This window comes from Anoxybacillus sp. LAT27 (genome assembly GCF_022030075.1).
Taxonomy (GTDB): domain Bacteria; phylum Bacillota; class Bacilli; order Bacillales; family Anoxybacillaceae; genus Anoxybacillus; species Anoxybacillus kestanbolensis.
This window is the reverse complement of record NZ_JAIWYK010000304.1, coordinates 1-232: the sequence shown is the minus strand read 5'-3', so window position 1 is coordinate 232 and position 232 is coordinate 1. Positions and strand designations below refer to the sequence as shown.

Genomic DNA, 232 nt, shown 5'->3' with positions numbered 1-232 from the left:
CCTGCCAAGCGGCATGGACGTGCTTCTCACCGATACCGTCGGGTTTATCCAGGATTTGCCGACAACACTGGTGGCGGCTTTCCGCTCCACGCTGGAAGGCGTCCAGGAAGCCGATCTGATCCTGCACGTGGTGGACAGCCACCATCCCGACCTGGAAATCCACATGGAAGTGGTGGAGCGCATCCTGCGCGAGCTGAAGGCGGACGACATCCCGCAGCTCGTGGTGTTCAAC

Annotated in this window: 1 protein-coding gene; it reads left to right on the top strand. The window is 61.2% G+C overall.

Features of this window, described 5'->3' with window-relative positions; translation table 11 throughout:
- Positions 1-232: GTPase (locus LD028_RS09555; RefSeq protein ID WP_237811680.1), on the top strand; the 232-nt coding region annotated here is incomplete at both ends.